Annotated in this window: 19 protein-coding genes; 15 read left to right on the top strand and 4 right to left on the bottom strand. The window is 32.0% G+C overall.

Features of this window, described 5'->3' with window-relative positions; all coding sequences use genetic code 11:
• The first annotated feature begins 14 nt into the window (after positions 1–14).
• Entirely contained in the window at positions 15–2399 is a 2385-nt protein-coding gene (locus H0I27_RS14045) for a penicillin acylase family protein (protein ID WP_218731249.1), read from the top strand.
• A gap of 186 nt (positions 2400–2585) precedes the next feature.
• On the opposite strand, the gene H0I27_RS14040 is transcribed toward H0I27_RS14045, so the two are convergent.
• From H0I27_RS14040 to H0I27_RS14030, 3 genes are read right to left on the bottom strand one after another with little or no spacing between them, the layout of a single operon-like run.
• The gene (locus H0I27_RS14040; RefSeq protein WP_218731248.1) at positions 2586–3272 is read right to left on the bottom strand and encodes an RluA family pseudouridine synthase; all 687 of its coding nucleotides are present in this window, start codon (positions 3270–3272) and stop codon (positions 2586–2588) included.
• Between the two features lie 6 nt (positions 3273–3278).
• The gene (gene yihA, locus H0I27_RS14035) at positions 3279–3890 is read right to left on the bottom strand and encodes a ribosome biogenesis GTP-binding protein YihA/YsxC (RefSeq protein WP_208890089.1); all 612 of its coding nucleotides are present in this window, start codon (positions 3888–3890) and stop codon (positions 3279–3281) included.
• Between the two features lie 47 nt (positions 3891–3937).
• Positions 3938–4702: an alpha/beta fold hydrolase gene (locus H0I27_RS14030; RefSeq protein WP_165732491.1), complete on the bottom strand. Its 765-nt coding sequence runs from the start codon at positions 4700–4702 to the stop codon at positions 3938–3940.
• 201 nt (positions 4703–4903) lie between these two features.
• Between H0I27_RS14030 and mraZ the strand changes: the two genes are divergently transcribed.
• From mraZ to H0I27_RS13960, 14 genes are all read left to right on the top strand, one after another.
• Positions 4904–5371, top strand: coding sequence for a division/cell wall cluster transcriptional repressor MraZ (gene mraZ, locus H0I27_RS14025; RefSeq protein WP_166386584.1), 468 nt, complete (start codon positions 4904–4906; stop codon positions 5369–5371).
• Entirely contained in the window at positions 5358–6257 is a 900-nt protein-coding gene (rsmH, locus tag H0I27_RS14020; protein WP_218731247.1) for a 16S rRNA (cytosine(1402)-N(4))-methyltransferase RsmH, read from the top strand. Before mraZ ends, rsmH begins: the two co-directional genes overlap by 14 nt.
• A 1-nt stretch (position 6258) precedes the next feature.
• A complete protein-coding gene (locus tag H0I27_RS14015; protein WP_218731246.1) occupies positions 6259–6585 on the top strand; it encodes an FtsL-like putative cell division protein in 327 nt (108 codons plus the stop codon).
• Between the two features lie 59 nt (positions 6586–6644).
• Positions 6645–8606 carry a penicillin-binding protein gene (locus H0I27_RS14010; protein ID WP_218733909.1) on the top strand — a complete coding sequence of 654 codons (1962 nt, stop codon included), beginning with the start codon at positions 6645–6647 and terminating at the stop codon, positions 8604–8606.
• 1 nt (position 8607) lies between these two features.
• Entirely contained in the window at positions 8608–10074 is a 1467-nt protein-coding gene (locus tag H0I27_RS14005) for a UDP-N-acetylmuramoyl-L-alanyl-D-glutamate--2,6-diaminopimelate ligase (protein WP_218733908.1), read from the top strand.
• 2 nt (positions 10075–10076) lie between these two features.
• On the top strand, positions 10077–11303 hold the full coding sequence (gene mraY, locus H0I27_RS14000) for a phospho-N-acetylmuramoyl-pentapeptide-transferase (RefSeq protein WP_218731245.1): 1227 nt from the start codon (positions 10077–10079) through the stop codon (positions 11301–11303).
• Complete coding sequence (gene murD / locus H0I27_RS13995; RefSeq protein ID WP_218731244.1) at positions 11304–12638, top strand: UDP-N-acetylmuramoyl-L-alanine--D-glutamate ligase; 1335 nt, start codon at positions 11304–11306, stop codon at positions 12636–12638.
• A 79-nt stretch (positions 12639–12717) separates the two neighbouring features.
• A complete protein-coding gene (locus H0I27_RS13990; protein ID WP_218731243.1) occupies positions 12718–13902 on the top strand; it encodes an FtsW/RodA/SpoVE family cell cycle protein in 1185 nt (394 codons plus the stop codon).
• Positions 13886–14980 (top strand): undecaprenyldiphospho-muramoylpentapeptide beta-N-acetylglucosaminyltransferase, encoded by a 1095-nt coding sequence (murG, locus tag H0I27_RS13985; RefSeq protein ID WP_218731242.1) that lies wholly within the window; start codon positions 13886–13888, stop codon positions 14978–14980. The genes H0I27_RS13990 and murG overlap by 17 nt, the downstream gene beginning before the upstream one ends.
• Positions 14977–16329: a UDP-N-acetylmuramate--L-alanine ligase gene (murC, locus tag H0I27_RS13980; RefSeq protein WP_218731241.1), complete on the top strand. Its 1353-nt coding sequence runs from the start codon at positions 14977–14979 to the stop codon at positions 16327–16329. The genes murG and murC overlap by 4 nt, the downstream gene beginning before the upstream one ends.
• Positions 16319–17044, top strand: a complete 726-nt coding sequence (locus tag H0I27_RS13975; protein WP_218731240.1) for a cell division protein FtsQ/DivIB — start codon at positions 16319–16321, stop codon at positions 17042–17044. Before murC ends, H0I27_RS13975 begins: the two co-directional genes overlap by 11 nt.
• A 6-nt stretch (positions 17045–17050) precedes the next feature.
• Complete coding sequence (gene ftsA / locus H0I27_RS13970; protein ID WP_218731239.1) at positions 17051–18406, top strand: cell division protein FtsA; 1356 nt, start codon at positions 17051–17053, stop codon at positions 18404–18406.
• Between the two features lie 64 nt (positions 18407–18470).
• Positions 18471–20324 carry a cell division protein FtsZ gene (gene ftsZ, locus H0I27_RS13965; RefSeq protein WP_218731238.1) on the top strand — a complete coding sequence of 618 codons (1854 nt, stop codon included), beginning with the start codon at positions 18471–18473 and terminating at the stop codon, positions 20322–20324.
• 188 nt (positions 20325–20512) lie between these two features.
• Positions 20513–23161, top strand: a complete 2649-nt coding sequence (locus tag H0I27_RS13960) for a T9SS type A sorting domain-containing protein (RefSeq protein ID WP_218731237.1) — start codon at positions 20513–20515, stop codon at positions 23159–23161.
• A gap of 816 nt (positions 23162–23977) precedes the next feature.
• Here the strand turns inward: H0I27_RS13960 and H0I27_RS13955 are convergent.
• Positions 23978–25165 (bottom strand): pyridoxal phosphate-dependent aminotransferase, encoded by a 1188-nt coding sequence (locus H0I27_RS13955; RefSeq protein WP_218731236.1) that lies wholly within the window; start codon positions 25163–25165, stop codon positions 23978–23980.
• Positions 25166–25190 lie beyond the last annotated feature (25 nt).

The following is a 25190-nucleotide window of genomic DNA, read 5'->3' as shown; positions in this document are numbered from 1 at the left end:
AAAAAATCAATTTTATGAAGTTTTTAGGGCGTTTTTTTAAAATTCTGTTAATTCTTGTAGTCTTGCTAGTGGTTTCTGTTTGGTTGTACTCTAGAACATATCATCCAAAATATTCTGGGGAGTTAGAATTGAAAAATATTTCTAAAGAAGTAACGGTTTATTTTGATGATATTGGTGTGCCTCATATCAATGCTCAAAATCAAGAAGATGCTTATGTTGCCTTAGGGTATGTGCATGCACAAGAAAGATTATGGCAAATGGAATTAATGCGAAGAATTGCGTCGGGAAGATTGTCTGAAATTTTTGGAAAGGACTTGGTGACCGTAGATCAATTTTTTGGAGGATTAGGAATTGAAGAAGCTGCAGAGGTAACTATTGCTAGTTTAGATAAAACGACTCAATCTTATATTTTAACCCAGTCTTATTTAGATGGAATTAATCAATATATAGAAGAAGGAAAAACACCTTTAGAATTTACGTTGGTAGGAGTGGAGAAAGAGAAGTATACAATGAGAGATATTTATAATGTTTTTGGTTATATGTCTTTTAGTTTTGCTGTTGCTCATAAAACAGATCCTTTATTAACTGAAATTAAAGAAAAACTTGGGGATTCTTATTTAAATGAATTATTGAGTATTAATAATGAGTATTTAACAATTAACAGAACAAGTATTCCAACTAAAGTTGAAGCAACATTTTCTAAATCAGTAGCTGCTATTATGGATGATTTACCAGTTTCTCCTTTTATAGGTAGTAATTCTTGGGTTTTAGGTCCAGAAAAAACGAAGAATGGAAAAGTGATTTTTGAAAACGACCCGCACATTGGATTTTCTCAACCTTCAATTTGGTATCAAAACCATATAAAAACACCAGATTTCGAAATTTATGGATTCAATATTGCCTTAATGCCATTTCCTTTATTAGGGCATAATAGAAAATATGCCTATGGTTTAACTATGTTGGCAAATGATGATTTAAACTTTTATGTAGAAGAAAATAATCCTGCGGATGCAGCAGAATACAAAACCGTAGATGGTTATAAAAAATATGAGTTTAGAGACAAAACCATTCGTATAAAGAATGAAGAGGATACTACTTTTCAGGTAAAAGTAAGTAAACACGGACCTATAATGAATAATTTAATAACGCATATTATAGATGATAGGCCTATTGCTATGAATTGGGTGTACACGCAATTGCCTAATGAAATGTTAGATGTTTCTTATAAAATGTCTCATGCAAACTCTATGACAGATTTTAAGAGTGGAGTTGCTAGAATTCACGCACCAGGATTGAATGTAATGTATGGTGATGCAAAAGATAATATTGCTTGGTTTTCTTCGGCAAGATTGTATCAGCTAAGAGATAGTTTGTCTTCTAAGACTTATTTAAATGGAGCTTCAGGAAATGATGAGATTTTAGAATTTTTACCTTTTAAAGAAAATCCGAAAGCTATAAACCCAAGTTGGAGTTATGTGTATTCTGCCAATAATCAAGTAGATTCTGTAAGAGGGAAATTGTATCCTGGTTATTATCAGCCGCAAGATAGGGCTAAAAGAATTGTAGAATTATTAGATAAAAAGAATGATTTTACAAAAGAAGATGTTGCGAATATGACTTATGATGTTAAATCGTCTACAGTGCCTAATATTATTCGTGATTTGTTAAAAAGTGTAAATAAATCTGATTTGTCTGCATCGGAAAGAAAAGCATTTTCTGTTCTTGAAAATTGGGATGGTAACTATTTAAAAACAGCTGTGGGTCCAACAATTTACAATCGTTTTTTATACGAGTTTTTAAGTGCGACCTATAAAGATGAATTGGGTGATAGTTTCGAGTTATTTATCAATTCGCAATTGCAGGATGAAGTATTGCCAAATCAACTAAATAGAGAGCATTCTGTTTGGTGGGATAATATTTCTACGAAAGATAAAGTTGAAGTGAAAAGTGATATCATACAGGCGTCTTTTAAAAGTGCTTTTTCATTTTTACAAAATCAGTTAGGTGAAAATGTAGAAGATTGGACTTGGAACAGAGTAATCTCTGTAGAGTATGAGCATGCTATAGGTAAAGCCGGTGGTTTGTTGCGTAAACTGTTTAACTTAGGTCCTTATGAAACTATTGGTGGGAATGAAGTGATAAATAATCAGATTTTTAAACTAGATAGTACTGGATATTATAAGGTAACTGCCGGACCATCTACAAGAAGGGTTATCGATTTTTCTGATATAGAAAATAGCTTAGCAATTATTCCTACAGGGCAATCTGGTAATGTGTTTAGTAGGTATTATAAAAATCAAACTAAAAAGTATTTACAAGGGAAGTTTGTAAAAATGAAATTGAATCAAACTGAAATTGAACAGAGTAAAAATGTATTGATTTTTAAGCCGATGGAATAGTTTTCTGTTCTTCATTATCTAAAAAAAATCGAAGAAGAAAATAAAATAATAGTTTTGTTATTTCGAACTTTTGGGAGAAATCCCTTAAAATTAGGTAGGTGTTATCATTGCTATGAGATTTCTCTTATCGTCGAAATGATAATTGGAATTGAAAATAACATCTAGAGGTGTTTTAAGAAATAAAAATTACAAACAAGCGTTCCAAATAACCTCTTTTGGAGTTGGTGCAGTAACGGTTACTTGTTCTTTGGTTACTGGGTGTGTAAATTGAATTTTGCGAGCATGTAAATGAATACTTCCATCTTTGTTACTTCTATCAAATCCGTATTTCAAATCTCCTTTTATAGGGCTACCAATATTAGATAATTGCGATCTAATTTGGTGGTGTCTTCCAGTTTCTAAATCAACTTCTATTAAAGAATAGTTATCTAGTTTTTTAATCACTGTATAATGAAGAATTGCTTTTTTACTTCCGTCAATTTCTTTGGCGTAAGCTGTAGATTTATTATTCTTCGGATTCTTCTTTAAGAAATTAATTAAAGTGTCTTTTTCTTTCTTCGGACGGTTCTTTACTACTGCCCAATACGTTTTATTGATCGTTTTTTCTCGTAACATCTTATTAAGACGTTCTAGAGATTTAGACGTTTTAGCAAAAATAATAATACCAGAAGTGGGTCTGTCTAATCTATGTACAACACCTAAATATACGTTTCCGGGTTTGTTGTACTTGTCTTTAATGTATTCTTTTACAACATCACTTAAAGGTTTGTCTCCTGTTTTATCACCTTGTGTAATATCGCCTGCGCGTTTATTTACAATGATAATGTGGTTGTCTTCAAATAAAATTTGTAAATTTTCTTTAGTAGAATGCATTTTTGATTATTTAAAATCTTTAGCAACATCTTCATTCACTCCATCAATAAAATCTAAAAACTCTTCTCTACCAAGTCCGGTTGAAGAAGATGTAATAAAAGATTTAGGAAGCGTTTCCCAAGTGTTTAATAATTTCTTTTTATAAGAAGTAATTTGTTTGTTCAGTTTAGAGCTTCCTAATTTGTCTGCTTTCGTAAAAGCAATGCAAAACGGAATTTGGTTTTCGCCTAAAAATTTCATGAACTCTAAATCAATTTTTTGAGGATCATGTCTAGAATCGATTAAAACAAAAGTACATACTAATTGCTCTCTTTCTTTGAAGTAGTTCTCTATAAAAAACTGAAAAATAGTTCTTTTCTTTTTAGATACTTTAGCGTAACCGTAACCAGGTAAATCTACTAAAAACCACTCATCATTTATTTTAAAATGATTAATAAGTTGTGTTTTACCAGGTTTTCCAGAGATTTTTGCTAAATCTTTACGCTCCATCAACATGTTAATTAATGAAGATTTACCAACGTTAGAACGTCCAATAAAAGCATATTCTGGCATTCTTTCCTGTGGAGCCTTCGTAACATTACTGTTGCTCATTACAAAATCTGCAGATCTAATTTTCATTATATAGTATAAGGTTCTTTAATTTTTATAATATTTCTCTGCGAGAATTATATGTTTCTAGAAGTAAGCCAAGTATGAAGAATTGTATTAAATTCTTCTGGTTTTTCCATCATTGCTGCATGTCCACATTTATCAATCCAGAATAAGTCTGAGTTCGATAAAAGTTTATGAAAGTCTTCGGCTGCTTCAGGTGGTGTAACACCGTCTTGTTTTCCCCAAATTAAACATGTTGGATGTTTCATGTCGGGTAAATCATTCGCCATATTATGTCTTATGGCACTTTTGGCAATAGATAACGTTTTTAAAGCTTTCATTCTGTCATTAACAGTACTGTAAACATCGTCTACTAATTCTTTAGTTGCAATTGCAGGGTCGTAAAAAACTTCTCTAGCTTTTTGTTCTATATATTCGTAGTTTCCTCTTTTAGGAAAACTATCTCCCATCGCTTTTTCATACATTCCAGAACTTCCTGTAAGTACAAGCGCACTTACTTTTTCTGGATAGTGTTTTGTAAAATACAACGCTATGTGTCCTCCTAAAGAATTTCCTAAAAGAATGGCGTGATCTATATTTTTATGTTCTAAAAATTCTTTTAAAAACTTCGCTAAGTTTTTAACATTCGTTTTTATAAGGGGTAATGAGTATAAAGGTAATTCAGGTATTAAAACCTTGTATCCGTTATTGGAAAAATGATCAAATGTGGAGTCAAAATTACTTAAAGCACCCATTAATCCGTGTAAAATAATGATTGCAGGTCCTTCTCCAGCTTCTGCATATGTAAATTTCCCTTCCTCTGTTAACTTATCAGTCATTAATTTTTAATTGGCTTAGAAGCAAATGTAATTCTTTTTTGCGAAATAAATATCGTTTTCGTAAACGACTATTTTTAAAATAAAATAGATTCTAACTGCAATGAATTGTTAATAAAAGCGTTATTTATTAACAAAGTGGTAAAATGTGGTAAAAAGTGGTAAAATTTACATATTTTTGACTTCAATTAATATATTTTAAGAGTGATAAACCTAATCGGTACATATGAGTGTAAATCAGATGCTAAGGGGAGATTGATGTTTTCATCAGCCTTTAAAAAGCAACTGGATTCTGTGTTACAAGATGGTTTTGTGGTGAAAAGAGCTGTTTTTCAACCGTGTTTAGAGTTGTATCCAATGAAAGAGTGGAACTTGATGATGGAAAAAATCAACAAACTTAACAGGTTTAATAAAAAGAATAATGATTTTATTAGAAGATTTACAGCAGGAGTAAAGATGGTAGAATTAGATGCTAGTGGTAGAATTTTAATTCCGAAAGACTTATTTGAGTTTGCGGGTATTAAAAAACAAGTAGTAATGTCTTCTTCAGTGAATATCATTGAAATTTGGGATAAAGAGAAGTATGAAAAAGCCATTGATGATGCAGCAGATGATTTTGCTGATTTGGCTGAAGAGGTAATGGGAAATACAGAATTAGATGAATTATCATAATCCAGTTTTATTGCAAGAGAGTGTAGATGCGTTAGCTATTAAAGAAGACGGTGTTTATGTAGATGTTACGTTTGGTGGCGGAGGTCATTCAAGAGAAATTTTGAAAAGATTGGGTGCTAACGGAAGGTTGTTTGGTTTTGATCAAGATCCAGATGCTTTAGATAATATTATTGATGATGAGCGTTTTACTTTGATTCCTGAGAATTTTAGATTTATCTCAAGATTTTTAAGGTTTCATGGTGTTCGAAAAGTAGATGGTGTTTTAGCAGATTTAGGTGTTTCTTCTCATCAGTTTGATGAGGCGGAAAGAGGTTTTTCTACGCGTTTTGATGGTGATTTAGATATGAGGATGAATCAAAAATCTAAAACATCGGCTAAAGAAATTGTGAACACGTATTCTGAAGAGAAATTAGCGGAAATATTGTTTTTATATGGTGAGTTGAGAAATTCTAGAAATATAGCAAAAACAATTGTAGAGAAAAGGCAAGAAGAAAAAATTGATACTAGTTTTCAGTTAAGGCAAGTGTTGCAAAAGTATTTGCCAAAAGCAAAAGAACATAAGATAATTGCACAGATTTTTCAGGCGATTCGAATAGAGGTAAATGAGGAGCTAGATGTTTTAAAAGAGTTTTTAGAACAAATGCCGAATTTATTAAAAGAAGATGGTCGTTTAAGTGTAATCTCATATCATTCTTTAGAAGATAGGTTGGTTAAAAGGTTTATAAGAACTGGTTTGTTTAAAGGTGAATTGGAGAAAGATGTGTTTGGTAGGAGTAACGAGCCAATGCAAAAAGTTGGTAAGTTGATTGTGCCTACGGCGGAAGAAGTGAAGCTTAATAATAGGGCTCGTAGTGCTAAGTTAAGAATAGCAACTTTAAGAAAATAGGATGTCTAAAGTTAAAAAAGGGGTCTACGATTTTCTGAGAGGAAGTTTTCTTACAGATGATGCGGCTTTTAAAAATTGGCGAATCATCATTTTTGTGGTTGCATTGTTGTTAATTATGATAACAAGTGCGCACAAAGCGGAGCGAAAAGTTATTCAGATATCAAAGTTGAATAAAGAGAAAAGAGAGTTAAGAGCAGTGTATGTGGATACTGGTACTATTTTAATGAGAATGAAAATGGAGTCGAGTATCAGAGAAAAAGCAAAGGTTAGAGGTTTAGAGCCTTTAAAATCCCCACCAAAGAAAATAAAAGTAACCATAAAAGATTAATAAAATTGGCAACTCAGAAAAAAAGCATACTTACCAAATTCTACATAGTAGCTGCTTTTATGACGCTATTTTTGTTGCTTGTGGTGTTTCGTATTTTTTCCATTCAATATTCAGAGGGTGATAAGTATAGAAAGTTGTCTACAGAATTAACAATTAGACAAGATACTATTTACGCTAATAAAGGAAATGTCTATGCGGCAGATGGTAATTTGTTGGCTACTTCTATGTCTAAATTTACAATTAGAATGGATGTGGTGGCTGTGGATAGTGAAGTTTTTGAGAAAAACTTTGTAGCATTGTCTAAAGCGCTTTCTGGAATGTTTGGCAAAACGCCTTACTATTATCAGAATAAATTAAGAACTGCAAAAAAGAGAAGAAATAGGTATTTGTTAATCGCTAGAAATGTAGGGTATACAGATTACTTAAAGGTTAAAGAGTTTCCGATTTTTAAAAAAGGTGTTTATAGCGGTGGTTTTATAGCAGAGCATAAAACGGTAAGAGCGCATCCTATTGGTAAAATTGCAGAACGTACTATTGGGTATGATGATTTTAGAGGTGAAGCAGGAATAGAAGGTGCGTTTGCAGATTATATGCAGGGGCAAAATGGATTAAGGTGGAAGCAGAAAATTGCTAAAAACCAATGGAAACCTATAAATGATGTAAATGAAAAAGAGCCTGTTGATGGGCATGATATTATAACCACAATAGATGTTAATATTCAGGATATTACGCACCATGCTTTGTTAGATAAGTTAGAGTATTTTGAGGCTGAACATGGTTGTGCGGTGGTTATGGAGACTGCTACAGGTGAGATTAAAGCAATTTCTAACTTAGGAAGAACTTCTAGAGGGACTTATTTCGAGAAAAGAAATTATGCAGTTTGGGAGAGTCATGAGCCTGGTTCTACTTTTAAGTTGGCGAGTATGATGATTGCTTTAGATGATAAGGTTGTAGATACATCTACGGTTGTAGATACAGAAAAAGGTAGAATTTATGTAAATCGAAGAAAGGTAGAAGATTCTCATCACGGTGGTTATGGTAAGATTTCTGTTGGTCGAATTTTAGAGGTTTCTTCTAATGTTGGTGTGGTAAAAGTGATTCAGAAATATTATGATAAAAACCCTCAGAGATTTTATGATAAGATAGCTGAATATGGTTTTACAGAGCCAATTGGTTTTCAGATAAAAGGAGAAGGGAAGCCTTACATACCAAATCCAAAAGATAAGGAATGGAGTAAAATTTCATTAGAATGGATGTCTTGGGGCTATGGTATTTCTATAACACCAATGCAAACGTTAATGTTTTATAATGCTATTGCAAACAATGGTGTAATGGTAAAACCAAGATTTGTAAAAGAATTAAGAAAGGAAGATAAAGTTGAAAAGGTTTTTGAAACTGAGGTTTTAAATCCAAAAATAGCTTCTGATGAAACTTTAAGTAAGTTGAAAAAGGTGTTGGAAAACGTAGTAGAAAAAGGTACGGGTAGAGGTATTTATTCTCCTAATTTTTCTATGGCGGGTAAAACAGGTACTGCTAAAAAATACATTCCTAGAACTAAAAACAGTAAGGGTGAATGGGAAGGCGGTTTTTATTCAAGTAAACGTTATGTAGCTTCTTTTGCTGGTTTTTTTCCTGCGGATAACCCAAAATACTCTTGTATTGTAGTTATTCATGATCCAAAGAAAAAGAAAGGATATTATGGAGCAACAGTTGCTGGGCCTGTTTTTAAGGAAATTGCACAGAAAATTTATACAACAACTCCTATAGATAATCAGTCTGTAGATGATAAAATAGAATTTGCAGTTATAGATAAACAGTATTTAGATTTTGATAAAAAATCAAATGTAGAGTATCAAGAGATTCCGGATGTTAGAGGGATGTCTGGTATGGATGCTTTGGCTTTGTTAGAGAATATCGGATTAAAAGTACAGTTTACTGGTGTTGGTAAAGTGAAGTCTCAATCACTAAAAAAAGGAGAAAAATTAATAAAAGGACGAACCATTATTTTAAAACTTTCATAAACTGAAGAATTTAAAAGACATATTATATCAGGTTGCTATTGATCAAGTATTTGGAAGTACAGATATTGAGATAAATGCTGTTGTTTTCGATTCTAGAAAAATTGAAAAGAATGACGTTTTTATTGCCCAAAAAGGAGTCTCAGTAGATGGTCATTTATATATTGAAAAAGCAATTAGTTTAGGTGCGATTGCAATTATTTGTGAAGATTTTCCTGCGGATAAAAAAACGGGAATTACATATATTGAAGTTGCAGATGCTAATGTTGCTTTGGCGATAATGGCGTCTAATTTCTATGAAAATCCGTCAAAAAAGATGCCGTTAGTAGGTGTTACGGGTACAAATGGTAAAACTACAATAGCATCACTTTTGTATCAATTATTTAAAAAAGCAGGTTATAAAGTAGGTTTGCTTTCAACAGTGAAAATTTTAGTTGATGATGTTGAGTTTAAGGCAACACATACAACTCCAGATTCTGTTACCATCAATAGTTATTTAGATAAAATGATTGATGCAGGTGTAGATTATTGTTTTATGGAGGTGAGTTCTCATGGAATTCATCAGAAAAGAACAGAGGGATTAACGTTTGCTGGTGGAATTTTCACCAACCTATCTCATGATCATTTAGATTATCATAAAACGTTTGCAGAATACAGAGATGTAAAGAAAGTATTTTTTGATTCGTTGCCTAAGTCAGCATTTGCGCTTACTAATATCGATGATAAAAATGGCGACTTTATGTTGCAAAATACCAAAGCTAAGAAGGTAACTTATGCTTTAAAAACATTAGCAGATTATAGAGCTAAGATTTTAGAAAAGCAATTTTCTGGAACACTTTTAAAAATAAATGAAACAGAAGTTTGGACCAAGCTTATTGGTCAGTTTAACGCATCTAACTTGTTGGCAATTTTTGCAACAGCAGAATTGTTGGGATTAGAAAAGTTAGAAATTTTAACAATTATCAGTCAGTTGGAAAATGTAAGTGGTCGTTTCGAGTATGTTATTTCAAGTGATGGAGTTACGGCAATTGTAGATTATGCACATACGCCAGATGCTTTAAAAAACGTGTTAGAAACCATTAACGATATTAGAAATGGTAATGAAAAACTGATAACAGTAGTTGGTTGTGGTGGTGATAGAGATGTTACGAAAAGATCAAAAATGGCACATATTGCTTCTCAGTTAAGTAGTCAAGCGATTTTTACATCAGACAATCCTAGAACAGAAAATGCACAGACTATTTTAGATGAAATGGAAGTTGGTGTTGCAGCTGAGAACTATAAAAAAACATTGTCAATTTTAGACAGAAGACAAGCTATTAAAACTGCTTGCAAATTCTCTGAAACAGGAGATATTATTTTAATAGCAGGAAAAGGACATGAAAATTATCAAGAAATTAATGGAGTGAGAGCTCATTTTGATGATTTAGAAGAAGTAAAGAACTGTTTCAATCAATTAAAAAATAATTAAGAATGCTATATTATTTATTTGAATATTTAGAAAATATAATGGATTTCCCTGGTGCTGGATTATTTCAGTTTATCACATTTAGAGCAGCGGGAGCTTTTATTTTATCATTATTAATATCAACCATTTATGGTAGAAGAATTATAGATTTTTTAAGAAACCAGCAAGTAGGAGAAACAGTAAGAGATTTAGGTTTAGAGGGGCAGAAACAAAAAACGGGTACGCCAACAATGGGTGGTGTTATTATCATTTTAGCAACATTAATTCCTGTTTTGTTATTGGCTAAATTAGATAATGTCTATGTGATCTTATTGATTATCACTACCGTTTGGATGGGGTTAATTGGTTTTTTAGACGATTATATAAAAGTTTTCAAAAAAGATAAAGGCGGTTTAAGCGGTAAGTTTAAGGTTTTAGGTCAGGTTGGTTTAGGTATTATTGTAGGTTCTATGTTGTATTTTAATGATGGAGTTACTATAAAAGAACAATTACCAAAAGAGCAGCAAATAATAAATAAAGATGGGAGAAAAATTGTTTTTGGAGAAGCGCATAAATCTACTAAAACTACGGTTCCATTTTTTAAAGATAATGAATTAGAGTATTCTAAAGCCTTCAGTTTTTTAGGTGATGGATACGAGAAGTATGGATGGATTGTTTTCATCTTTGTAACTGTTTTTATTGTAACAGGAATTTCAAATGGAGCAAATTTAACAGATGGAATTGATGGTTTAGCAACTGGCTCATCGGCAATAATAGTGTTAACCTTAGCGGTGTTTGCATGGGTTTCTGGTAATATCATTTTTGCAGATTACTTAGATGTTATGTACATACCAGATTCGGGTGAAATGACTGTTTTTATATTGGCGTTTGCAGGAGCATTAATTGGTTTTCTGTGGTACAATACTTATCCTGCTCAGGTTTTTATGGGTGATACGGGAAGTTTAACAATTGGTGGAATTATAGCGGTTATTGCAATTGCTATTCGTAAAGAGTTATTGTTGCCAATTTTAGCAGGAATATTTGTGATAGAAAACCTTTCGGTAATTATGCAGGTTTCTTGGTTTAAGTATACCAAAAAGAAATTTGGCGAAGGTAGAAGAATTTTTAAGATGGCGCCTTTACACCATCATTATCAAAAATCAAACTATCACGAAAGTAAAATTGTAGTCCGTTTTTGGATTATTGGAATCTTATTAGCAGTATTTACAATTGTTACTTTAAAATTAAGATAAATGAAAAGGCTTGTAATTCTTGGTGGAGGAGAAAGTGGTGTTGGTACAGCGCTTTTAGGAAAACAAAAAGGGTACGAAGTCTTTGTTTCGGATAAAAACGGAATATCAAAAAAGTATAAAGAAGTTCTTTTAAATAACAAGATCGATTTTGAGGAAAATCAACATACAGAAAGCAAAATTTTAAATGCTGATGTAGTGATGAAAAGTCCTGGAATTCCAGATACGGTTGCTTTAATTCTGCGGTTAAAAGAAAATTCAATTCCTGTTGTTTCAGAAATTGAATTTGCAGCGCAGTTTACAGCCGCAACTATTGTAGGAATTACAGGTTCTAATGGAAAAACAACCACAACGTTATTACTGCATCATATTTTAAAAAAAGCAGGATTTAATGTAGGTGTTGCAGGCAATATTGGTGACAGTTTTGCGCAACAAGTTGCGGAAGAATCTTATGAAAACTATGTGTTAGAGTTAAGTAGTTTTCAGTTAGATGGAATAGAGAGTTTTAATAGTCATATTGCAATTTTAACAAACATTACACCAGATCATTTAGATAGGTACGAATACGATTTTAATAAATATATAGATTCAAAGTTTAGAATCACAAAGAATCAGACAGCAGCCGATTATTTAATTTATGATGCAGATGATGAAGCCATCAATAATTGGTTAAAAGAACATAAAACAAGCGCAAAATTAGTTCCGTTTTCGCTTGTAAAAGAATTAGAGTATGGAGCGTATATCAAAGACAACAATATTATTATCAATATAAATAAAGACAAAATTAACATGCCGTTATCAACTTTATCAGTAAAAGGAAAACATAATACAAAAAATGCTATGGCAGCTACTATGGCGGCTCAATTATTAAAAGCTAGAAAGCAAGTTATAATAGAGAGTTTAGAAGATTTTGAAGGAGCAGAGCATCGCTTAGAAAATGTGGCAAAAGTTAGAGGTGTAGAATATATAAATGATTCTAAGGCTACTAACGTAAACGCAACGTATTATGCGTTAGAATGTATGGACAAAAGCACTATCTGGATAGTTGGTGGTGTAGATAAAGGGAATGATTATAATGATTTGTTGCCTTTGGTAAGAGAAAAAGTAAAAGCAATTGTTTGTTTAGGTGTTGATAACGATAAAATTAAAAATACTTTTGGAAACGTAGTAGATATTATAGTAGAAACTGCAGGAGCAGAAGAAGCTGTAAAAGTATCTCACAAATTAGCAGAAAGTGGAGAAGCTGTTTTATTGTCGCCATCATGTGCAAGTTTCGATTTGTTTGAAAACTATGAAGATAGAGGTCGTCAATTTAAGAAAGCAGTAAGAAGTTTGTAAAAATTGTTTAATCGTGTAATTGTTTATGCGTTTAATTATAAAATAAAGTTTAATATTTTAAAAATCTAAGTACTATTTAATGAAAACCATTTTTCAATATATAAAAGGAGATAAAACCATTTGGGCAATTGTTGCTATTTTGGCAATATTCTCATTTATGCCAGTTTATAGCGCAAGCACAAACTTGGAGTATGTTGTTGGTTCTGGTTCTTCTTTTGGGTACTTGATAAAGCATATTGTACTGTTAATAATGGGATTTGCCATTATTTATGGGGTTCATAAAGTGCCTTATAGGTTTTTCTCTGGTGGCTCAGTTATCATGCTTCCTGTAATTGTCTTTTTATTGATTTATACGCTATCTCAGGGTACAACAATAGGAGGGGCAAATGCAAGTAGATGGATTAGTATTGGAGGAATTGGTTTCCAGACCTCTACTTTGGCAGGTTTAGTGCTAATGGTTTATGTAGCAAGGTATTTGTCTAGAAATAAGGACAACACAATTGGTTTTAAAGAGAGCTTGTGGCAATTATGGTTGCCAGTTGCTGCTGTTTTACTCTTAATTTTACCGGCAAACTTTTCTACAACAGCAATTATTTTTACTATGATTTTAATTGTAACTTTTATTGGTGGATATCCGGTTAAGTACTTAGGATTTATAATAGGAGCAGGAATTGGCTTGTTGTTAATTTTTATTTTGGCTGCCAAAGCCTTTCCAGATTTAATGCCAAATAGAGTACAAACTTGGGAAAACAGAATCGCTAGTTTTTCTGATGATGAAGGGAAAGAACAGTATCAAGTAGAGAAAGCAAAAATAGCAATTGCAATGGGTGAAACTTTTGGTGTTGGTCCTGGTAAAAGTGTACAAAAAAACTTTTTACCTCAGTCTACATCAGATTTTATTTTTGCAATAATTGTAGAAGAATATGGTTTAGTTGGTGGATTTTTAATAGTCTCTATCTATTTTATTCTTTTGTTTAGAATTTTTGTAGTCATTAGAAAAACAACCACAATTTTTGGAACTTTGTTGGTGGTGGGAGTTGGACTTCCTATTATTTTTCAAGCATCCATAAATATGGCGGTTGCAACCAATTTATTCCCAGTAACGGGGCAAACTTTACCGCTAATTAGTAGTGGAGGTACTTCTATCTGGATGACCTGTTTTGCATTGGGAATGATTTTAAGTGTAAGTGCGTCGACAGATGAGACAGAAGAAGATATTTTAGATGATAACCCTTTAAACATACTTCATGAAACACTCGATTAATATATTAATCTCTGGAGGAGGTACAGGTGGACATATATATCCTGCAATAGCTATTGCAAATGAATTAAAGCTGCGTTATCCGAATGCAAAATTTTTGTTTGTAGGTGCAAAGGATAAAATGGAAATGGAAAAAGTTCCGCAAGCGGGATATGAAATAAAAGGATTGTGGATTTCTGGAATACAAAGAAGGTTAACTATAGACAATTTGTCTTTTCCTTTTAAGTTGATCAGTAGTTTATGGAATGCATCTAAAATTATTAGAAAATTTAAGCCAGATGTGGCAATTGGTACTGGTGGTTTTGCAAGTGGGCCAACTTTAATAATGGCCAATAGAAAAGGAATTCCTACGTTAATACAAGAGCAGAATTCGTTTCCTGGAATAACCAATAAATTATTAAGTAAAAAAGCGCATAAAATTTGTGTTGCTTATGACAACTTAGAACGTTTTTTTCCAGCAGATAAAATTGTAAAAACAGGAAACCCTGTTCGTCAAGATTTACTATCTATTCATTCTAAAACGGATGAAGGAAAAGTGTTTTTTAAATTAGAAAAAGATAAGAAAACTATTTTAGTTTTAGGAGGTAGTTTAGGAGCAAGAAAAATTAACCAATTGGTAGAAGCTAATCTAGAATTCTTTAAAAAACAGAGCGTTCAGGTTATTTGGCAATGTGGTAAATTATATTTTGAAGAATATAAAAAATACAACGAAATAGAATGTGTTCAGGTACATCAGTTTTTAAATAGAATGGATTTTGCTTATGCAGCATCTGATATTATTATTTCTAGAGCAGGAGCAAGTTCGGTTTCCGAATTGTGTATTGTAGGTAAACCGGTACTGTTTATACCTTCACCAAATGTGTCGGAAGATCATCAAACAAAAAACGCAAAGTCAATTGCAGATAAGCATGGTGCAATTTTGTTAAAGGAAAGTGAATTGGAAACATTTCCAATCGTTTTTGAAACGTTATTAAAAGATAAAGGGAAACAAAGTAATTTGTCAGAAAATATAAAGGAATTAGCACTTCCAGGAGCAACCACAGATATTGTTAATGAAGTAGAAAAATTATTAAAAAAGTGAATTTAAATACCATACATAACGTCTATTTTGTCGGAATTGGAGGCATAGGAATGAGTGCAATTGCTCGTTACTTTGCATCTAATGGGAAAAGTGTGGCTGGTTATGATAAAATTGCAACTCAAATTACTTTAGGTTTAGAAGATTTGGGTGCTGAAATTCACTTTAAAGATTCTGTAAAAAACATTCCTATTTCATTTTTAGATACCGAAAAAACGTTGGTAGTGTATACTCCTGCAATTTCTAAAAATCATGCTGAACTAAGTTACTTCTTAAAGAATGGTTTTACGGTTTTAAAAAGAGCTGAAATTTTAGGGAAAATAACAGAGACAACTTTCTGTTTAGCGGTTGCGGGGACACATGGTAAAACTACTACTTCTGCAATTTTAGGTCATATTATGAATGAAGTAAATGCAACTTCCTTTTTAGGAGGAATTGCAGAAAACTATAATTCTAACCTAATTTTAGGAGATGATAAAGTGAGTGTTGTAGAAGCAGATGAGTTTGATAGGTCTTTCTTAAAGTTGAGTCCTAATATTGCATGTATAACCTCTATGGATGCAGATCATTTAGATATTTATGGAGACTCAGAAGCTTTAAACGAATCGTTTATTGAGTTTGCAAACAAAGTAGAAAACACTTTAATTGTAGCAAAAGGTTTGCCTTTAGAGGGGTTAACATATGCTATTAATGAGGAAGCAGATTATGTAGCATTTAACTTAAAAATAGAAAGCGGTACATATATTTTTGATGTGAAAACACCATCATCAGAAATAAAAAATATTGAATTCCATTTACCAGGTCAGCATAATGTTATGAATACATTAGCAGCAATAGCGATGGCAGATGTTTATGGAGTTTCGTTAGAAGTAATTAAAGAACGTTTATCGAATTTTAAAGGAGTAAAAAGAAGATTTTCATATAAAATTAAAACAAATGATTTTGTTTTGATCGATGATTATGCACATCATCCAACGGCGATAAATGCAGTAGAAAGTTCTGTTAGAGAAATGTATCCTAACGAAAAAGTATTGGTTGTTTTTCAGCCACATTTATTTTCTAGAACAAAAGATTTTATTGAAGATTTTGCTGCTGCGCTATCAAAATTCGATGAGGTTTTATTGCTAGATGTTTATCCTGCAAGAGAAGAACCAATTGCCGGAGTAGATTCTGAATGGTTATTAAATAAAGTTGTCTGTAAGAATAAAAAATTAACTAAAAAAAATAATTTAGAAAAAGATATTAAAAATTCATCAGCAAAAGTGGTTGTAATGTTAGGTGCGGGTGATATTGGTATAATGGTTGATCAGGTAAGTAATGAACTTTTAAAAGCAATAGGAAATGAAGTTTAAGAAGTTTTTTAAATACATAGCATTCCTTTTGTTAATAGGAGGTTTGGCCTTTTTATCTAGTTTTTCTAAAAAAAGAAATTCGAATAAAAAAGTATCGGAAGTTATCATAGAATTTGAGGCTGGAGACAATCAATTTTTGACACATTCTATGGTTAATAAATTGTTAATACAAAATGATACAACTGTGAAAAACCAAGCGAAATCTGTGATAAATTTATACAGTTTGGAAAAAACGGTTTCAGAAAACCCTTATGTTGAAAATGCAGCAGTATTTTTAACCATATCGGGGACCCTAAAAACGATCATAAAACAACGTTCACCTGTTGCTAGAATTATAAATAAAAAAGATTCTTATTATGTTGATAAACAAGGTGTAAAAACACCTTTGTCTCATAATTTTTCAGCAAGAGTAATGCTCGTTTCTGGCGTTAAAAAAGATGAAGAAGTTAAAGAATTATTACCATTAATATCCTTTATTTTAGAGGATGATTTTTTGCATAAAGAAGTGGTGGGAATAGAGAAATTCGACGATGGTGAGTATCAATTTTCTGTTAGAAGTGGAAATTATAAAATTGATTTTGGAAAATTATCCGAAATCGATGTGAAATTTAAGAAGTTAAAAGCGTTTTATAATAAGACATTTGAAGATAAAACGATTGAAGAGTATAAAACGATTAATTTAAAATATCACAACCAAGTTGTGTGCGCAAAATAAATCAAAATGGAGAACAATAAAATAGCAATTGGTTTAGATATTGGTACAACCAAAATCGCAGCAATGATTGGTCGCAAGAATGAATATGGCAAGATTGAAGTTATAGGAATTGGTAAAGCCAAAAGTTTAGGTGTAAAACGTGGTGTTGTAAGTAATATTACGCAAACCATACAGTCTATTCAGCAAGCAGTAGAAGAGGCAGAAAGTGTTTCTGGTTTAAAGATTCACGAAGTTGTTGTGGGAATTGCTGGGCAACATATTCGTAGTTTACACCATAGTGATTATATTACAAGAAATAATGCTGATGAGGTAATAGATGACAACGATATTGAAGATTTAATAAATCAGGTTCATAAATTAGTAATGTTACCAGGAGAAGAGATTATTCATGTATTGCCACAAGAATATAAAGTAGATTCTCAAGCAGATATTAAAGAACCAATAGGTATGTATGGTGGTCGTTTAGAAGCGAATTTCCATGTAGTTGTAGGGCAAGTATCTTCTATTAGAAATATTGGGCGTTGTGTTAAAAGTGCAGGTTTAGGTTTAAGTGAAATTACCTTAGAACCTTTAGCATCTGCAAATGCAGTATTAAGTCAGGAAGAAAAAGAAGCAGGAGTTGCATTGATTGATATTGGTGGTGGAACAACTGATTTAGCTATTTTTAAAGACGGAATTATTAGACATACAGCAGTAATCCCTTTTGGAGGAAATGTAATTACAGAAGATATTAAAGAGGGCTGTTCTATTATAGAAAAGCAAGCAGAATTATTGAAAATAAAGTTTGGTTCTGCATGGCCTGGAGAAAATAAAGAAACAGAAATAGTTTCTATACCTGGTTTAAGAGGTAGAGAACCTAAAGAAATTACTTTAAAGAATTTATCAAGAATTATACATGCAAGAGTTCAGGAAATTATTGAGCATGTGTATTTAGAGATAAAAAATTACGGACATGAAACTGCAAAAGGGAAACTAATTGGAGGTATTGTGTTAACAGGTGGTGGTGCACAATTAAAGCACTTACGCCAGTTGGTAGAGTATATAACAGGCATGGATGCAAGAATTGGATATCCTAATGAACATTTGGCAGGAGAATCTGATGAACTTTTATCTAGTCCAGCTTTTGCTACAACCGTTGGTTTATTGATGGAAGGTTTAGAAAAACAAAAACCTGTTGTAGAAGAAGAGCAAGAAGTAATTGAGGAGGAGGTTATAGAACCAGTTGTTGATGAATATAAAGAACAACCTATAGAAGAAAGACCACCTGTAGTTGAAGTAGAAAAAGAACGAAAACCTAAAAAGAAATCGTTTTTTGAAAAGTTTACAGAAAGTTTAAAAGATTTTTTGGACAACGCAGAATAAAGATTGAGATTAAGAAAAGAGAACAAAAATCAAAAAAATAATAATAAACAATATATCGGTTATTATGAGCGCAGAATTCGATAACATTTCATTTGACATGCCTAAGACACAATCTAACACAATTAAGGTAATTGGAGTTGGTGGAGGCGGTAGCAACGCAGTAAACCACATGTTTACACAACAAATTAAAGGAGTAGACTTTGTAATCTGTAATACAGATGCACAGGCTTTAGAAAACAGTCCTGTTCCTAATAAAATTCAATTAGGAGTAAGTTTAACTTCTGGTTTAGGTGCAGGTGCAAATCCAGAAGTGGGAGCACAAGCAGCTAAAGAAAGTATGCAAGAAATTCAGCAAATGCTGAATACCCAAACCAAAATGGTATTTATTACGGCTGGTATGGGTGGTGGTACTGGTACAGGAGCAGCTCCTATTATTGCAAAAATTGCAAAAGATATGGATGTGCTTACTGTTGGTATTGTTACGATGCCTTTTGCCTTTGAAGGTAGAAGACGTGCTAAACAAGCTCAGTTAGGAATTGATCAATTGCGCCAAAATGTTGATTCTCTAATTGTCATAAATAATAATAAACTTCGTGAAGTTTATGGAAACCTTGGTTTTAAAGCTGGTTTCTCTAAAGCAGATGAGGTTTTATCTACAGCTTCTCGTGGAATTGCAGAGGTAATTACGCATCACTATAAACAAAATATAGATTTACATGATGCTAAAACTGTGCTTTCTAATAGTGGAACTGCAATTATGGGTTCTGCAAAAGAAGAAGGTCAAACTAGAGCTAAAACTGCTATTATTAAAGCATTAGATTCTCCTTTATTAAACGATAATAAAATTACAGGAGCAAAGAATGTATTGTTGTTAATTGTATCTGGTACTAATGAAGTTACCTTAGATGAAATTGGTGAAATAAACGATTACATACAAGATGAAGCGGGGTATGATGCCAATATTATTATGGGTATTGGTGAAGATGAAGAGTTGGGTGATGCTATTGCTGTAACTATTGTAGCTACAGGTTTTGCTGCAGATCAACAAAGTACAATCACAAATACGGAGGTAAAAAAAATTGTTCACACCTTAGAGGATGAACAAAAAGCGACGTATGATTTTAGCGAAAAAACAATCACTAAAGCGCCTTCTTTAAACGAGCCGTTAACGAATGCTGTAGAGGAAAAAGTTGTTCATACTTTAGAAGAGGAAGTAGTAACACCAAAATCTAACTTGGTTAAAACGACCAATGAGATTGTAAATATGGCAGTTGATTATGATGAGGTAGAAGTAGAAGTTGCCGCTGAGGATGATTTTGTTATTACAGATGTAACTCCAGTTCAGGAAGTACAAGCAATAGAAGAGCCAAAAGCAGTTCAGCCTCATTTATTGTTTGATTTACCTTTAAATCCGAAAGCAGAAGTAGAAACTCCTAAAGTAAACGAGATGGAAGCTACACAAGTAGAAGAGGTTGTATTTGAGAGAAAAGTGGTAGAAAAGCGTTATGTTTTAGAAGATTTTGATGCACAGCCAACGATTGGTAAAAGTTCTGGAATTGTTGAAAAAAAAAGTGTTGAAGAAGAAGTTAATTTCGAACTAAAAACAAGAGCACCTCAAGCAGAAGTTAACCAAATAGAAACACAAAGTGAAGAGGTTTCTCCTTTAGATTTGACAATTACCGAGTTGCAAAAAAGAGCTGAAGAGAGACGTAAAACAATGAAAGGTTTTAATTATAAGTTCAATGATCAAATGAGTAAAAACATTGATGAAATTGAGCGTCAGCCAGCTTATAAAAGACTAGGAATAAACTTAGATACAAATAGTTCTATTAGTAGTACAGAAACATCAATTAAAAAGAATACAGATGAAATTAGTTTTAAATCTAATAATTCTTTTTTACATGATAATGTAGATTAAATTTTAATAAGTTCCCCCAAAAATAACATGAAGCCATATCTTTTAGATATGGCTTCATGCTATAATAAAGTTTTGTTAAACCTTTATCTTTTCATATCTTAGTGTTGGTCTATACTTTAGCGCCATTAAACCCCCAAAGAGTATTGCTTTTGTAGAAATAAAATACCTTTGTTAAAAAAAACTTACAGATGAAATCAAAACTACCTAAACACTTTAAGCTAATAACCTTTTTGTGGGTTATTATCATTAATTTTTCTTTTAATGCACAAGAAGAACCATTCAATTGTGATTACAATGCGTATTTATTTCAAAGAAATGATATCTATGCTTTAGATTTAGCTTCTGGAAGTTCTTATATTGTAAAAGAAGACATTACCCCAGGATCTATTAATGCAGTAGGATACAATCCTGTGGATGGATATATTTGGGGATCATTAAGTACACCTGCAAAAACAATTGTAAGAATTGGAAAAAACTTTAATGTAGAAACTTTTTATATAGATGAGTTACCAACTTCTAGCAGGTATATTGGAGATGTTAGTTCGGAAGGGATTTACTTTTTAAAAGGTGGTGGAACTAGTTTTTTTAAAATAGACTTAAATCCTGAATCTGCTAATTACACAAAATATGTAAGTACAAATACCTTATCAAAAAATATTTCTGTGCATGATTGGGCTTTTAATGCTGTTGATGGTCATTTATATACGGTAGAAAAAAAGACAAATATATTGTATCGAATTAATGCTACTACAGGTGAGATAACTGATTTAGGAGAAGTTCCAATTTTAGCCGGATTAAATTATACCTATGGTGCCGTTTATTTTGATGCTTCAGGACGATTTTATGTATCAGCAAACCAAACAGGAACTGTATATGTTATTCAAAGTGTACAAACATTACAAGAAGGAAGCTCTTTAGACTCTAACCTTTTTGCGTACGGACCTTCAAGTAGTTCTAATGATGGAGCGAGATGTCCTACAGCTCCAGTTCCTCAAGAGGATTGTGCTAATGGATTAGATGATGATGGAGATGGGCTTGTAGATTGTGATGATCCAGCATGTTCTGGTGTAGCCGCATGTCCTGTATTAGCTCCACAAGTTTCTAGTGGTAATGATGGAGGTTTAGAAAGTAATGATCGTCTTTCCCAGCAAATTAATAAAAGAAACTATTTAAGAAAAAAGGGAAATTATAAGTTTGATAAATCAAAAGCTAAGAAAGTTATAAAAAGTAAAAATTATAAGAAATCTGCAGCTAAAAGTACAAACTTCGATTTAAAAGATTTAATTCCTTTAGATGTAATTGCTGGTACAACAACAGTAGAATCATCACCTTTAGATTTAATCGCAATTACAAATGCTACCGAACTCTACTCTGTAGATTATGTAAAAGATGGAGAAACGATTGCAGTTGTGTTGGCTACTAAAACAGAAAATGGAGTTTATGAACATACTAAATTTATTTGTGATAGATTGCTCGGTGCCGAATTATTGTCAGTTTCTACAATAGAACTTTTCCAACAAGAAAGTGAAGAAGGAGAAGAGGAACAAGAAGGTGAAGGTGTACATTTTATTAAGTCTATCATAAAAAACAGTAATGGAACTAAAGAGTTTGTTTTAAGTTTTTCTGGAAGATTGATTAATGATGCAGAAAGTTTTGAAATAGACAGTCATTGGAATATTGATAAATATGAGGCGGGAGCTACTTATTACAACTTTCAAATCTGGTCTAACAGTGTAGACGATTTATTAACCTTAGGAGAGGAGGCTTTGGCGTTGTTCGAAATTCAGAAACCTATTTTAGATTATGAAACGTCCTCTCCACCACCTGTGTTTGTAAAGAAAGGTAAATATGTTAACGGTACTTTAGAATTAGAGTTAATAAATGTTAGAAGAAGCAAAAGTGTGGTAATAGATGCCGGTTTTAAAAGAACAGAAACGTCAGATACAGAGTATTTTAATAATACAATAGATTTAACGGGTAATTACATAGAATCTTTAGTTATTGAAACAGGAAATATTTTTGATATTGGTTTTAGAATAGAAAATGAGTATAATTTAACACCAGACGATTTATTTATGTCTGATGGTGTTTGGGGAAGTGATGATTCACCTGAAGGAACTACAATTAATGAGTTTGAGATTACTCAGAATGATAATATTTATACTGGAAATGGTTATAGAGTAGAGAGAAATATAGCTTTAAGAGCTAGTACAAGCGAGTATGTTTCTGCTTTTAGATCTTTTACTCCAAGATTTACAACTGTAGACTTATCTATGTTTTCTACATTGGAATTAGATGCGAAAGGAACGGGAGATGTAGAAATTACAATTGTGAAAGAAAGCATAGGAGCTTGGGAAAACCAATTTAGAACTACCTTAAAGTTAAACGATACAGAAAGTCATTATGCAATTCCTTTTTCACATTTTGTTTCTGCTGCAGGTGGTAATATAGATTTATCTGATGCTGTAAATATTGTTTTTACAATGTCTTCGGATGGAGTAGTGGTTTTAGATAAAGAAATGAGTTTAAAAGACATAGAGTTTACATCTAATGTACTTGGAGTAGAAACAGAAGTTATTGCAGAAAATGAGGCTTTGTTAACGCCAAACCCAATGAAAGATCGTTCAGAATTAAGTTTTTATTCAGAAACGAATGCAATCACAAACTTTGAAGTTTACAACTTAACTGGTGCATTAATTAGAAAAACAAAAGAAAATACGACTATAGGAAATAACAGTGTTTCTATTTTAAGAGAAGGTTTAAAACCCGGTGTCTATTTTATAAAAATTAGAAATGATTTTAGAAATTATAAAACCCTAAAGTTGATAATAGAGTAAGTCATTTTTCTTATTCTTTAACTCTTAAGCCTCATAATTATTTTTAATTATGAGGCTTTTATTTTTAAGTGTACTCAAGGAAGTTTTAAGTTTCTTTATTGTTATTTCATTCATTTTTATATTTCTGCATAGGGTTTAAAAGTGATAGAGTTTATGATATTTAATGAATAAAAAGAGGTAATAATATGTTAGATGTTTGTAAGTAAGTGTGTTGAGTTGTAGATTAAGTGTTTTTATCTAAGGTTAAAATGATTTTTATTTTTTAAAATGTTTAATTAACGAATTAAAATTGTCGTTTATCTTTAGTTAATGTTTAATGGTCTGTAAGTGTATGTGTTAGGTTTTAATCGATTGTATATTTGCAGTAATAAAAGAAAAAAGTATAAGAAATATTGTTCAAATTGTCCCCCAATTTTATTCCCCCAATATTGTCCCCCTAATTTACCAAAACCATATTTATTTATAGATATGGTTTTTACTTTTTTTGATTCTTTACAAGGTTCAATTATTAAAAAAAATAAACTTGTCTTAATTTATATAAAGTCTTTTCTATAATTAATTGTACTAAATAAATTAAATCATTTTATATTTATTTGGTATTAATATAGATCAAACAAGCTTGCGTGAAGGATAGTAGCAATTGTTTGAGCTCTCACGCTTTTTAGCGTGAAGCGAGTGCGGATAGCCTGACCTTTAGGGCACGCCCAAACAAAAAAAATCCATCTAAAAAAGATGGATTTTATATTGATAAATAACTGCCTTGTCAGTCTGAACTTGTTTCAGATTCTGAAATAAATTTAGGATGACAGTTTAAGACTAGCTTAATGCTTCTTTAATTCTCTTGATTGCTTCTCTAATTTGTAATTCTGATGCTGCATAAGAAATTCTAATACAGTTTGGTGTACCAAAAGCTTCACCAGTTACAGTTGCAACATTTGCTCTCTCTAAAATGAATAAAGAGAAATCACTTGCAGTTTCAATTTTATATCCGTTGATAGTTTTACCGAAAAAAGCAGAAACATCTGGAAAAACGTAAAAAGCACCTTCAGGAACATTTACTTTAAATCCGTCTATTTCTCTTAATAATCCAATAATGATATCTCTACGAGTTTTAAACTCATCTACCATATATTGAATTTTAGAAACTGGCGCTAAAACAGCTGTAATTGCTGCTCTTTGAGCGATACAGTTTGTACCAGAAGTAATTTGCCCTTGCATTTTTGTACATGCTTTTGCAATCCATTCTGGAGCACCAATATAACCAATTCTCCAACCTGTCATAGCAAATGCTTTTGCTAAACCGTTTACGGTAATAGTTCTATCGTACATGCTTTCAATTGCAGCAAAACTAAATGGTTTTGTTTCGTAATTGATATGTTCATAGATTTCATCTGATAAGATAAAAATCTGTGGGTGTTTTTCTAAAACTGCTGCCAACGCTCTGTATTCTGCTTCACTATAAATAGTTCCACTTGGGTTGTTTGGCGAGTTAAAGAAAATCATTTTTGTTTTAGGTGTAATAGAAGCTTCTAACTGCTCTGGAGTAATTTTAAAATCATTCTCTATAGAAGAAGGAATTTCTACATACGTTGCTTCGCATAAAATAGCAATTGCAGAGTAGCTTACCCAATAAGGTGCTGGTAATAAAACTTCATCACCTGGGTTTAATAATACCTGTGCAATGTTTGCAATAGATTGTTTTGCTCCTGTAGAAACAACAACTTGACTTGGTTTGTAAACTAAGTCGTTATCGCGCTTAAACTTGGTACAAATAGCTTCTTTTAAATCTGCATATCCATCTACTGGAGAATACGAATTATAATTTTGATTGATAGCTTCAATTGCAGCGTCTTTAATAAAATCTGGTGTATTAAAATCTGGTTCTCCCAAACTTAAACCTATAATATCTTTTCCTTCTGCTCTTAGTTCTCTTGCTTTAGCAGCCATTGCTAAAGTTTGAGATACAGGTAAACTGTTAATTCTGTCCGATAATGGATTTTTCATCTTACTGTTAGTTGTTGTTGTTTTA

The sequence above is a fragment of the Polaribacter sp. HaHaR_3_91 genome (assembly GCF_019278525.1).
In the GTDB taxonomy this organism is placed as follows: Bacteria; Bacteroidota; Bacteroidia; order Flavobacteriales; family Flavobacteriaceae; genus Polaribacter.
Note: the sequence above shows the minus strand (reverse complement) of the source record. Positions and strands in the feature narration are given on the sequence as shown.